Origin of the sequence: Bacillus sp. FSL K6-0994, assembly GCF_038630815.1 — a bacterium.
Lineage (GTDB): Bacteria > Bacillota > Bacilli > Bacillales > Bacillaceae > Bacillus > Bacillus safensis.
Genome location: NZ_CP152043.1, coordinates 1964944 through 1977505, shown reverse-complemented (window position 1 = coordinate 1977505; position 12562 = coordinate 1964944). Strand labels below are relative to the sequence as shown.

The following is a 12562-nucleotide window of genomic DNA, read 5'->3' as shown; positions in this document are numbered from 1 at the left end:
CGTTAGATATTGAATGAGGAGCGTATAGCATGTATAAGGGTCTTTTCTACTTGTTTTTTCTTGTGGTCATTTTGGTCGCTTTTGTGTTTTCAAACTATAAAGATATTTTTCTTGCCAACTTTTAAAATAGGTTAATGCATTAGTACATGTACACCTCTTAATTCATACATTGTTAATGTAAGAAAATAAAGGAGAGGGGAATGCTACATGTACCATCATCATCATTGCCATCCGAATGTTACACAGCCAATTGTTCATCCGACGAATCATTGCTGTACACACAGCGAGTCAACAACAATTGTGCCGCATATCCACCCGCAGCATGTGACAAATGTTCACCACCATAATTTCAAACATGTTCACTACTTCCCGCATACGTTTTCTCAGGTGGACCCGACAACACATCAACACTTTAACTGCGGTGGACCTTGCTGTAACAGATAAAGTGAATGGGACTTTTATAAGTCCCATTTTTTAAAAGCAGGTGAAAAAATGAAAATTATTGCTGTCACAGGGTACAAGCCGTTTGAGCTTGGGATATTCAAACAAGACGAGCCTGCACTTCAATACATAAAAGCGGAGCTTCAAAAAAGGCTGACAGCCCTTATCGAAGAAGGTCTGGAATGGGTGCTCATATCGGGACAGCTTGGGGCAGAAATTTGGACAGCCGAAGTGGTGTTTGAGCTTCAGGAGGAATATCCAGCGTTAAAACTTGCAGTCATTACGCCATTTTATGAACAGGAAGAGCGCTGGAATGAACAAAACAAAGAGTTGTATGAAGGAATTCTTGCACAGGCCGATTTTGTAGAAAGTGTCACGCATAGACCGTACGAAAGTCCGGCACAATTTAAACAAAAGAATCGCTTTTTTATTGAAAAAACAGATGGTCTTCTCGTCTTATATGATCCCGAGCATGAGGGATCGCCGAAGTATATGATCAGGGAGGCGGAAGCCTATACCGATTACCCCATTATGTACATCACGATGGATGATCTAAGAGCGCAGGTTGAGGCGGAAGATCCGTTTTTTGATTAAAAGCAAGAGAAAATTTGACAACGTCACGTATTTCTGAAAAAATATACTATGAATTCACGATATGAGGTGAAAAAGATGCTTGCTGATAAAGTAAAGCTTTCTGCGAAAGAAATTTTAGAAAAAGAATTTAAAACAGGTGTCAGAGGGTACAAACAAGAAGAAGTCGATAAATTTTTAGATATGGTCATTAAAGACTATGAGACATTCAACCAAGAAATCGAAAAACTTCAACAAGAAAACCTCCACTTGTCAAAACAGCTTGAAGAAGCTGTTGAACAAGGGAAAAGACAGCCTGCACAGTCTAATACAACAAACTTTGATATTTTAAAAAGACTATCGAACCTTGAGAAACACGTTTTCGGCAGCAAACTTTATGATTGAGTCTTGCTGAAAAAGCTTGTGTCAGATGTCATTGTCGTTTATAATAACGCTTATTGATTAACGTTCGGGTAATCGCTGTAATGCTATTTAGGGCATTGCAGAGGAAAGTCCATGCTCGCACGGTGCTGAGATGCCCGTAGTGTTCGTGCCTGGCGAAAAAATAAGCCAGGGCAGCCTGGGAAAGGCTGACGGCAGGAAAAATGCCTACGTCCTTTTTAGGATATGGCAAAGTATCCTTGAAAGTGCCACAGTGACGAAGTCTCATTAGAAATGGTGAGAGTGGAACGCGGTAAACCCCTCGAGCGAGAAACCCAAACTTGGTAGGGGAACTTTCTCAAAGGAACCAAACGGAGAGAAGGACAGAGAATTCTGTAGATAGATGATTACCACCTGAGTACGAGGCATTTGCCGTTTGCAGTACGATGGAACAAAACATGGCTTACAGAACGTTAAATCCGTTATCATAAACATGATGAAACAAAGCTCTCCTATTTCAACATATGGAGAGCTTTTATCTTGAATACATAAAAGGACGAGAAAACAGGTGATAAATCAATGAAAACCTATACACTCATCGCAACAGCTCCAATGGGAATTGAAGCAATTGTTGCAAAAGAAGTAAGAGACCTTGGCTATGAGTGCACAGTCGACAACGGAAAAGTGATTTTCAAGGGGGATGCTCTTGCGATTTGCCGTGCAAACCTTTGGCTGCGTACAGCAGACCGGATCAAGGTACAAGTTGCTGAATTTTCGGCAAAAACATTTGATGAGCTTTTTGAACAAACGAAAGCGATTGACTGGGCCGCTTTTTTACCAAAAAACAGTACGTTTCCTGTCATCGGGAAATCTGTGAAATCTCAGCTTGCCAGTGTGCCTGACTGCCAGCGCATCGTCAAAAAAGCCATCGCTCAAAAGCTTAAATCCTCCTACAACATTCAGTCTGAATGGCTTGAAGAGACGGGACCTGAATATAAAATCGAGATCGCTCTTTTAAAAGATAAAGCGGTTCTTACGCTTGATACATCTGGTGTAGGTCTTCATAAACGCGGATACCGCATGGATCAAGGCGGAGCACCTATTAAAGAAACGCTTGCTGCTGCGCTCGTCTTATTAACGAACTGGACACCTGACCGTCCGTTTGTTGATCCTTTCTGCGGATCAGGAACAATCGCCATAGAAGCGGCGATGATAGGACAAAACATTGCTCCAGGATTTAACCGAGATTTTGCGTCTGAATCATGGGAATGGATCGGTGAAGACGTATGGAACAAAGCGCGTGTGGAAGTCGAAGAAAAAGCAAACTATGATCAGCCGCTCCGCATTATTGCAAGTGACATCGACCATCGTATGGTAGACATCGCAAAAATGAATGCAGAAGAAGCAGGACTGAGTGAACTGATTGAGTTCAAACAAATGCAAGTAAAAGACTTTCAAACAAAAGAAGAGTACGGTGTGATTGTTGGAAATCCTCCTTATGGTGAACGACTGAGTGATAAACCAGCTGTTGAAAAAATGTATCAAGGAATGGGTGAAGCGTTTAAGAACCTAGATACATGGTCCATTTACATCTTAACGTCACACGAAAAATTCGAAGAGTGCTTCGGAAGAAAAGCGACGAAAAAGAGAAAGCTGTTTAATGGATTTATTAAAACAGACTATTATCAATATTGGGGAAAACGCCCGCCTAGAAAGCAACCAACCGAATCGTAAGAAATGGCCGCACCGAAAAAAGGTGCGGCTTTTTTATGCTGAAAAGGTATAACTCTCAGCAAGACGGAATAAACTGAACTTGATTTTAAAAAAAGAGGTGTCTTCATGATTCATTATGATCAAATTCAGTTAATCCAAAAAGCACTCAATTCGACTGCTCAAGAAATAGAAGGGCATGAAGGTGGACAATCTGCTCAGCTTACGGCAGCCATCGAAGATTTGGCGCTGGCTCAGGCATACATAGAACGTTCTGAGCATGCATTTTTAATGAAGGAAAGCTATCAACATCGCCTGCGCTCATAAAAAAAGATTGTTTTTCCCCAGCGTAAATGGTACTATTGAATGTCTGAATGATTCAAAAGTTGGGGGTTGAAGCAGGTGACAGCATCTCGTTTGCCTTTTTCATTATCAAAAGAACACAATTTTTACGAAGAACTGGGCAACTGGATTGGTGATGTGTTTTATGACATTTTGCCAGAAAAGGGCTTTGATCTTCGAGATGAACAAATATTTATGGCTTTTCAACTAGAAAGAGCCTTTAAAGAAAAAAGTGTGATGTTTGCCGAAGCTGGGGTAGGCACAGGCAAAACTATCGTCTATCTATTATTTGCCGTCACATATGCAAGGTATACAGGGAAGCCTGCGATTATTGCATGTGCAGACGAAACGTTAATTGAACAGCTCGTTAAACAAGAAGGTGATATCTATAAAATTGCCAATCACCTTGATATTCAAATAGATGCGAGATTAAGTAAATCGCATGATCAATATTTATGCTTAAAGAAGCTGGAGAAAACGATGCAGCGTGAAGATGATGAAAAGTGGCTCGATATTTATGAATCACTGCCTTCATTTGTCCATGAATCACATGGCATGCAAACCTTTTATCCGTATGGCGATCGAAAAGAGTATCCAGAGTTATCAAATGATGAATGGTCACGAATTGGCTATGATTCGTTTCAGGACTGCCTGACGTGCGATATGCGTCATCGCTGTGGTTTGAATTTATCAAGAGATCATTACCGGAAAGCGACAGACCTCATCATCTGTTCACATGATTTTTACATGGAGCATGTGTGGACGAAGGAATCCCGGAAACGTGAGGGCCAGCTTCCGCTGCTTCCTGAGCATAGCTCCGTCGTATTTGATGAGGGACATCTTCTCGAGTTTGCCGCACAAAAAGCGTTAACGTACCGAGTGAAGCAATCAACGCTCGAAACATTTTTGGAACGTCTTTTGCAAAACGACATACGCGAAGAATTTGCAGAGCTTGTTGAAGATGCACTTGCAACAAACGATGAGTTCTTTTATCTCTTAAAAACACATGCCAAAGAAGTCAAAGGCTCGCACCGGCTTGAAATTGGGCGTGTCGATGAGGTGAAGCGTTCTGCAAGTGAATTGTGTGACTTGCTTGAAAAAATCGGAGAAGCGCTCGTGTTTGAATCTGAGATGTATACGATCGATCAATACGAATTATCTGTTGTGGAAGAATACATTGAACAAATGGCGTATTCTTTATCGCTTTATCAAAAAAATGCCATTAGCTGGCTGGAAAAACAGGAATTAGATACAACATTTGTTGTGATGCCAAAGACGGTTGCAGAGGTGCTTGGCGAAAAAGTATTCTCGCAAAAAAGACCATATATTTTCTCTTCCGCTACATTGTCTGAGAATCAATCCTTTGATTATTTAGCTGAAAGTCTTGGGATTAAAGATTACTTATCAATGAGTGTCGCTTCGCCGTATGATTACGATGAACAAATGAAGATTTATTTCCATGGAATTCAGCAGCTCGCTGAGCAAGAGGCAAAAGCACAGCAAGTGATCACTCAGCTGAAAGAAAATGGAGGACGATCTCTGATTCTCTTCCCTTCATTTGATGAACTTCATTTCTTTAGAAAACAGCTTGAAGCATCAAATGAATCACTGCCGTTTGACGTATATTTTGAGGGAGACGAGGAAATCAGCACGATTGTTCAAAAGTTCCAAGCAGATGAAACATCCGTGTTATGCTCTGTTCATCTGTGGGAAGGGCTTGATATTCCAGGTCAATCATTAACGAATGTGATCATCTGGGGACTTCCTTATCCGCCGCATGATCCGGTATTTGAAGCGAAACGGAATGAAGCAAAGGATGCACATGCTGAAGTTGACCTTCCGTATATGCTGCTTCGCTTACGCCAAGGGATCGGAAGACTGATCCGGACAAGCCAAGACGCAGGAAGCATTCATATTTACTTTGATCGTAAAGAAGATACTAAGCTTCAAAGTAAAATTGAATCCGTCCTGCCAGTGAAGCCCATCATCACATCTTAAATAGCTGAAAACTTGCAAATGAGGAGGATACCACGGTGTATCCTCCTTTTTCATTGACAAAAGAACATTCATTGAAGTAGCCTTGAAACGTACATACATATTTTATTGATTGGGGGAACAAACGCATGAGTCTTGAAGCAACTGAGAAAGCGTTTTATCAATTACTAGGGAAAATCGCCCATTATACAGAGGCGCTCCATTTACTTTATTGGGACTCTAGAACACAAGCACCTAAAAAAAGTGCGGATTTTAGAGCTGAAACGATCGGTCAATTATCAAGTGATATTTTTAATATGAAGACTTCTGACGAAATGAGAGATCTTCTTCACGCATTAAACAAACATCGAGATGAGCTGTCAAAAGATACACAGAAGGCGCTCGAATTATCACAAAAAGAGTATGATGAAAACAGTAAAATTCCGAAAGAAGAATTTAAAGAATACTCGATTTTACAATCAAAAGCGGAGCATGTTTGGGTAGAAGCAAGGGAGAAATCAGACTTTTCACTCTTTGCACCATACTTAAAACAGCTTATTGACTTTAACAAGCGTTTCATCCAATATTGGGGCGTGGAAAAAACGCCTTATGATGTGCTGCTCAATAACTATGAGCCAGATATGACGGTTGAACAGCTTGATCAAAAGTTTGGTGCACTTCGTGACGCTATTGTTCCTCTTGTGAAAAAAATCGAAGCCTCACCTAATAAGCCGGATACTTCATTTTTATCGAAAAGCTTCCCAATCGATAAACAAAAGGAATTGAGTCTCTTTTTCTTAAAAGAATTAGGATATGACTTTGACGCAGGCCGCCTGGATACAACAGTTCATCCATTTGCTGTAACGTTAAGCAGAGGCGATGTACGTGTGACGACCCGTTATGATGAGCATGATTTTCGAATGGCGATCTTTGGAACGATTCATGAATGTGGTCATGCGATCTATGAGCAAAACATTGATGAAGCACTGAGCGGAACACTTTTATGTGATGGGACTTCGATGGGAATCCATGAATCACAGTCTCTTTTCTTTGAGAACTTTATCGGCAGACACGAAGATTTCTGGAAAACGTATTATCAAAAGCTGCAAGAAGCTTCTCCTGAGCAATTTAAAGATGTTTCTTTAGAAGACTTTGTGCATGCAGTGAATGAATCGAAGCCGACTTACATTCGAATTGAAGCCGATGAACTGACGTATCCGCTTCACATTATCATCCGCTATGAAATTGAGAAAGCGATTTTCAATGAAGAAGTAGCAGTTGAAGATCTGCCTGCACTTTGGAATGAAAAATATCAAGCGTATCTTGGCATTACGCCTCCTAATGATGCACTCGGTATCTTGCAGGATGTTCACTGGTCTGATGGAAGCTTTGGCTATTTCCCTTCATATGCCCTTGGTTATATGTATGCAGCGCAATTAAAGCAGCAAATGATCAAAGATTTACCAAATTTTGATGAGCTTATTCAAAATGGTTCTTTTGCACCGATAAAAGAATGGCTGACGGAACATGTTCACCAGCATGGAAAACGGAAAAAGCCATCTGAAATCATTCAAGATGCAACAGGCGAAGAATTAAATGTTCAATATTTAATCGACTACTTAACAGATAAATATACAAAACTGTATTTATCATAAAAGAAGGGCACCCTTTCATGAGAGGGGTGCTTTTTTGATGCTTGAATATTCTAAAAACGAACATTTTGTTCTGATCTATTATTTAAGTTCGGTATTTTTCTAGAAAAGTGCTTTCCAAGCGTCTGAAATCTTGTTATAATTTGAACACTATAACACTCATATAATCGCGTGATGATGGCACGCAAGTTTCTACCGGACACCGATAAGGTCCGACTATGAGTGAGCAAAATGAAACAGCTCTTGTTTGAGCTGAAGATCCGTTGATCGTTTTCGCATTGCTTGCTCCTCATGGACAGCAATGCTTTTTTTATGCCAAAAATTGAATGTTTGCCAATTATGCTAGGGGGAAGAATGATGGAATTGTTACGTCAAAAAATTGAGAACGAGGGAATCGTTCTGTCAAATCAAGTGTTAAAAGTAGATGCTTTTTTAAATCACCAAATTGATCCTGTGTTAATGCATGAGATCGGGCAAGAGTTTGCTAGATTATTTAAGCACGATGGCATTACAAAAATCATCACAATCGAATCTTCTGGCATCGCACCTGCTGTGATGGCTGGGCTTGCTCTTCAAGTACCTGTTGTGTTTGCAAGAAAACGTCAATCACTCACATTAACGGATAACCTGTTAACGGCCAGTGTGTACTCTTTTACGAAAAAAGTAGAAAGCACGATTGCTGTCTCAAATACGCATCTTAGTGAAAATGATTGTGTGTTAATCATCGATGACTTTTTAGCGAATGGTGAAGCTGCGAAAGGACTTGCTGCAATTGCAAAGCAGGCGAAGGCAAAAGTAGCCGGATTTGGCATTGTCATCGAAAAATCATTCCAGCCTGGAAGAAATGCGCTTGTGCAAATGGGCTACCGCGTTGAGTCCCTCGCACGTATTGAATCACTTGAGGAAGGGAAAGTCACGTTTGTACGGGAGGTACAATCATGAGTGCCGTTAAAAAAGTCAAAACGCTCTCACTGGGTATTCAGCATGTACTGGCAATGTATGCAGGTGCTGTTCTTGTACCGCTCATTGTTGGAGATGCGCTCGGGCTCACGCCTGCACAGCTGACTTACTTAATCTCTGCGGATATTTTCATGTGCGGGGCTGCCACATTGCTTCAAGTATGGAAAAACCGCTTCTTTGGGATCGGTCTGCCTGTTGTATTAGGTTGTACATTTACTGCAGTTTCGCCGATGATTGCGATTGGCTCTAAGTATGGCATTTCGTCTATCTATGGAAGTATTATCGCTTCTGGATGTATTGTCATTCTTCTTTCTTTTTTCTTTGGGAAGCTTGTGAAATTTTTCCCGCCTGTTGTCACAGGTTCTGTCGTCACCATTATTGGTATCACCCTCATTCCTGTAGCGATGAACAATATGGCAGGAGGAGAAGGAAGTGCAGACTATGGTTCTTTTGAAAATCTAGGGCTCGCTTTCCTTGTGCTGTTTATCATTGTACTGCTCTATCGGTTCACGAAAGGGTTTATGAAGGCGATCGCCATTTTAATCGGTATTCTTCTTGGGACAGCAGTTGCTGCGTTTATGGGGAAAGTGGAGACAGCTGAGGTGGCAAAAGCCCAAGTTTTCCGCATGATTGAGCCATTTTATTTTGGCATGCCGACCTTTGAATTTGCACCGATCATGACCATGACGTTAGTTGCGATTGTGTCATTAGTTGAATCAACAGGCGTTTATTTCGCATTAGGTGATTTAACAAACCGGCCATTAAAAGAGAAGGATTTGGCTAAAGGCTATCGGGCAGAGGGGATTGCTGTGTTATTAGGCGGAATCTTTAATGCTTTTCCATACACAGCCTACTCGCAAAACGTTGGATTGATCCAGTTAACAGGAGTCAAGAAAAACCAAGTCATTTTTGTAACAGGAGCATTGCTCATGTTATTTGGTCTTTTTCCTAAGATCGCTGCCTTTACGACGATTATTCCAAAGTCAGTCCTTGGCGGTGCAATGGTTGCCATGTTTGGCATGGTCATTGCATACGGTATTAAAATGCTCTCGCGCGTGGACTTTGCAAAGCAGGAGAACTTGCTGATCGTCGCTTGCTCCGTGGGAATCGGCTTAGGAGTTACTGTCGTACCGCAAATGTTTGAGCATCTGCCAGATTCGATTAAATTATTAACAAGTAACGGCATTGTGGCCGGAAGCTTTACCGCTATTTTGCTTCATATTATTTATCACATGATTCCTTTTAAAAAAGAAGCCGGGCATGACCTGGTAGAAGAACCTAAGCAATCTGTTATGTAAACCCCTCTCTTGGAGAGGCGGTTCAGATGATGGACAAAGAGCTAAAATGACCTTTTATTTTAGCTCTTTGTCTTCTTTTTAGCTTGATAAAAAACCTTTGAAGTCCTAGGATCCTAGGAAGGAGCGTGTGAGGGTTTGTCTACAAGCTGAAAGCCCGCATCTTTTGGATACGGGCTTTTTGTGATTAGCACTATTAATGTTGTACCGGCGGCATTGTTTCGTTAATGACTGCAAATGTATAGCCCCTTGCTTTTAGCTGTATAATCAGGCTATCTAAATAGTTTGTGGTAGAGGGTTGATCATGCATTAAAATAACTTTTGGTTCCCATGGTTTATTTTTCTCAAACATTTGCAATTGATTCAATACCTCTGGAACATATTGTGCGTTTTTATATCTCCAGTCAAGGCTATCAATCGTCCAGTCCCAGTAAATAAAGCCATTTTGGTTTAAACGTACTTTTTGATGATATGTTAAATTTGGAACACTGCCAAAGGGGGTTCTTACAAGACGGCTGTAGACGCCTGTAACAGAGGCGAGAATACGCTGAGCTTCTATCATTTCATATGCGGGAGACTCGCTGTTCTGATAAAAGAGGTTTATATCATGCGTCATGCCATGAAGACCTAATTGATGTCCTTCTTGATAAAGTCTTTTCACAGCTGATTGGTGTGCTTGGATTTGCGGTCCAAGCATGAAGAACGTCGCCTTCACGTGATGTGCTTTTAATACATTTAACAGCTGATTTGATGTAGCAGAAGGACCATCATCAAATGTTAAAAAGACCGTTTTATTCGTTGCCTCTTGGTTTGGATTGGTCTTAAAATGTGTATCCAATGTTCTTGTAGACTGATCTTTTGCTTTCAGACTGATGCTTGTGTCACGGAAGTCACTGCTGGCAGCATTTTTTGCTTGCCCATTTGTCGCCTGCAAATGGGGTTTAGACATATCCCAGATAAAAAAGAGAAACAGTGTAAGAAGCACTAAACCAATTACCTTTGAGAGAAGTATCGTGTTGTAGGGTGTCTTTTTTTTGGAAACCTTTTTCATTACAATCACTCCAGTCAATTAAATTTTGAGCCGAACCATGTTGTAGATTCTTTCTTTTTTCACTGTTTTTCCTGGTACTCATATTGATTAAATATATAGTGGAAAAAATCCTTTTTATATAGAAAATTCAAATGAATTAGAAATTTATGGTTGTTACTTTGTGTTGATCAGCAAAAAAAAGTGATCCATTCATGTTTAAATGAAATCATTCTGAATAATGATCGAAACGTTAATATTTATACGCTAAGATAGCAGCGGATTTGACCATTAATTCGAAGCGAAAGGGAGATTTTGTATGAAAGTGTTGTATAAGTAAAGGGGGGTTGTCTACGTTCTGAACACTTCTCTTTTAGAAGTGTTTTTTTGCATAAAAAAAGCAGGTTCGCTTGGCTTAGAACGAACCTGTGAAGGAGGAAAACTACATCATGTTTTCACCTATATTATCCAATATTTATCAATTGTCGTCAAGACAAAAAGTTAGCCGGAGGAAAATATTTTGACTGAATTGTGACGTTTTGGCATGTATATCCTTTTTTCGATAGGGGATATTAATCGAAAAAAGAGGTGAAGCCGATGGCGTACATTCTTTCTGTTGGAACGAGTCTGCCAAAACATCATGTGGATCAGAAAAAGGCGGCTGATTTTGCTAGATCCCAATTTAAACGATCGTTTAAAGATATCGACCGGCTGCTGAGAGCTTTTCAAAACGGAGAAATCGAGAGCAGACAGTTTGTGCAGCCAATTGAATGGTATCAGACGCACCACTCTTTTGAGGAGAAAAACAATCTCTATTTGGAAAAAGCATTGGCTCATGCAAAAGAAGCGGTCATACACTGTCTTCATGAGAAGGCGTTCCTGAAAAAACCGATTCCGTTTGAAGAGATCGATGCATTGTTTTTTATTTCAAGCACCGGACTTTCGACACCAAGTCTTGATGCAAAACTGATGAATGTTCTTCCTTTTTCGCCTTATACGAAACGAGTGCCGATCTGGGGATTAGGGTGCGGGGGCGGAGCGGCAGGGTTGTCCCGGGCTTACGAATACATAAGGGCATTTCCAGAAGCAAAGGTGCTGGTTGTCGCCTGTGAACTTTGCAGTTTAACTTTCCAGCCGCAAGATCAATCAAAAAGCAATTTAATCGGGACATCTTTGTTCGGAGACGGGACAGCAGCGGTACTCTTAACTGGAGAAAAAGGTGTATCTGAATACGCCGATCTAAAAACAGTTCCTAGAGTGATTGGTACACAATCCGTCACAATGAAAGAGTCTGAGGATGTGATGGGATGGGAATTTACAAGTGACGGCTTTCGGGTTATTTTCTCCCGTGACATTCCTTCCATTATTTCCGGCTGGTTAAAAGAGCAGGTTGATCAATTTTTAGAGCAGCAAGGGTATTCGGCAGAAGATCTATCAGTTTTTCTTGCCCATCCTGGAGGAAAAAAAGTGATTGACGCCTATATTGAAAGTCTATCCTTACAAGAGGATCAACTTTTTTCATCAAAAGAGGTACTTAAACAACACGGGAATATGTCCTCTGCCACAGTTTTGTATGTGATCAAACATTATCTTGAACATCAATCCGCTGAAGCGGGAGATATGGGTCTTTGCGGAGCGCTTGGTCCGGGCTTTTCCTCAGAGCTGCTGCTCATGAAATGGGAGGAGGTCTTATCATGATCATTTGGCTCGTCATTGGTTTCTTCGTTTGTCAGCGGCTTATTGAAATGCTTGTGGCTAAAAGAAATGAAAAGAAAGTAAAAGCGATCGGTGCCATTGAATTTGGTGCAAGTCATTATCCTTATATGGTCGCTATGCATGCGGGCTTTTTTGTCTCACTTATGGTTGAGGTATGGGGGTTAAACAGGCCGCCGTCGCCCTATTTTCTTGTGGTGCTCATTTTTCTGCTGGCCGCACAGTTGATTCGATACTGGGCATTATGTTCTCTTGGGACGTATTGGAATACAAAGATTTTAGTTGTACCAAATGCGATGATGGTGAAAAAAGGACCTTATCGCTGGTTAAAGCATCCTAACTATGTCGTGGTGGCGATTGAGCTTTTGCTGATCCCGCTTTTGTTTAATGCTTATTTTACCGCCATTTTGTTCACATGTTTAAATGCATGGATGATGGCTGTGAGAATTCAAACAGAAGAGAAAGCGCTCAATCAGTATTTGTTAAATTAATATTGA

The 12562-nt window shown here is 40.8% G+C and carries 12 protein-coding genes, 1 other RNA gene and 1 riboswitch; of the genes, 12 read left to right on the top strand and 1 reads right to left on the bottom strand.

The window, feature by feature from the left end:
* Positions 1-207: 207 nt before the first annotated feature.
* The 10 genes from MHB69_RS10050 (at position 208) to pbuX (ending at position 9328) form a co-directional block, all read left to right on the top strand.
* On the top strand, positions 208-444 hold the full coding sequence (locus tag MHB69_RS10050) for a CotD family spore coat protein (RefSeq protein ID WP_080652975.1): 237 nt from the start codon (positions 208-210) through the stop codon (positions 442-444).
* A gap of 48 nt (positions 445-492) precedes the next feature.
* Positions 493-1035, top strand: coding sequence for a DUF1273 domain-containing protein (locus MHB69_RS10045; protein ID WP_029706022.1), 543 nt, complete (start codon positions 493-495; stop codon positions 1033-1035).
* A gap of 75 nt (positions 1036-1110) precedes the next feature.
* On the top strand, positions 1111-1416 hold the full coding sequence (gene gpsB, locus MHB69_RS10040; RefSeq protein ID WP_012010336.1) for a cell division regulator GpsB: 306 nt from the start codon (positions 1111-1113) through the stop codon (positions 1414-1416).
* A gap of 60 nt (positions 1417-1476) precedes the next feature.
* Positions 1477-1863, top strand: an RNA gene (gene rnpB / locus MHB69_RS10035) — RNase P RNA component class B.
* A gap of 108 nt (positions 1864-1971) precedes the next feature.
* On the top strand, positions 1972-3126 hold the full coding sequence (locus MHB69_RS10030; RefSeq protein WP_024428118.1) for a class I SAM-dependent RNA methyltransferase: 1155 nt from the start codon (positions 1972-1974) through the stop codon (positions 3124-3126).
* 105 nt (positions 3127-3231) lie between these two features.
* A complete protein-coding gene (locus tag MHB69_RS10025; protein WP_024428119.1) occupies positions 3232-3429 on the top strand; it encodes a hypothetical protein in 198 nt (65 codons plus the stop codon).
* 75 nt (positions 3430-3504) lie between these two features.
* Positions 3505-5442: an ATP-dependent DNA helicase gene (locus tag MHB69_RS10020; RefSeq protein WP_342495532.1), complete on the top strand. Its 1938-nt coding sequence runs from the start codon at positions 3505-3507 to the stop codon at positions 5440-5442.
* A gap of 125 nt (positions 5443-5567) precedes the next feature.
* Positions 5568-7073 (top strand): carboxypeptidase M32, encoded by a 1506-nt coding sequence (locus MHB69_RS10015; protein WP_342495531.1) that lies wholly within the window; start codon positions 5568-5570, stop codon positions 7071-7073.
* A gap of 136 nt (positions 7074-7209) precedes the next feature.
* Positions 7210-7309, top strand: a riboswitch (purine riboswitch).
* A gap of 118 nt (positions 7310-7427) precedes the next feature.
* Positions 7428-8012 carry a xanthine phosphoribosyltransferase gene (gene xpt, locus MHB69_RS10010; RefSeq protein ID WP_024422759.1) on the top strand — a complete coding sequence of 195 codons (585 nt, stop codon included), beginning with the start codon at positions 7428-7430 and terminating at the stop codon, positions 8010-8012.
* Positions 8009-9328: a xanthine permease PbuX gene (pbuX, locus tag MHB69_RS10005; protein ID WP_342495530.1), complete on the top strand. Its 1320-nt coding sequence runs from the start codon at positions 8009-8011 to the stop codon at positions 9326-9328. The genes xpt and pbuX overlap by 4 nt, the downstream gene beginning before the upstream one ends.
* A gap of 193 nt (positions 9329-9521) precedes the next feature.
* On the opposite strand, the gene MHB69_RS10000 is transcribed toward pbuX, so the two are convergent.
* Positions 9522-10376 carry a polysaccharide deacetylase family protein gene (locus MHB69_RS10000; RefSeq protein ID WP_342495529.1) on the bottom strand — a complete coding sequence of 285 codons (855 nt, stop codon included), beginning with the start codon at positions 10374-10376 and terminating at the stop codon, positions 9522-9524.
* A gap of 573 nt (positions 10377-10949) precedes the next feature.
* Between MHB69_RS10000 and MHB69_RS09995 the strand changes: the two genes are divergently transcribed.
* Together MHB69_RS09995 and MHB69_RS09990 are read left to right on the top strand one after the other, a co-directional pair.
* On the top strand, positions 10950-12050 hold the full coding sequence (locus MHB69_RS09995) for a 3-oxoacyl-[acyl-carrier-protein] synthase III C-terminal domain-containing protein (protein WP_034280500.1): 1101 nt from the start codon (positions 10950-10952) through the stop codon (positions 12048-12050).
* Positions 12047-12556: an isoprenylcysteine carboxylmethyltransferase family protein gene (locus MHB69_RS09990; RefSeq protein WP_029708080.1), complete on the top strand. Its 510-nt coding sequence runs from the start codon at positions 12047-12049 to the stop codon at positions 12554-12556. The genes MHB69_RS09995 and MHB69_RS09990 overlap by 4 nt, the downstream gene beginning before the upstream one ends.
* Positions 12557-12562: the final 6 nt, after the last annotated feature.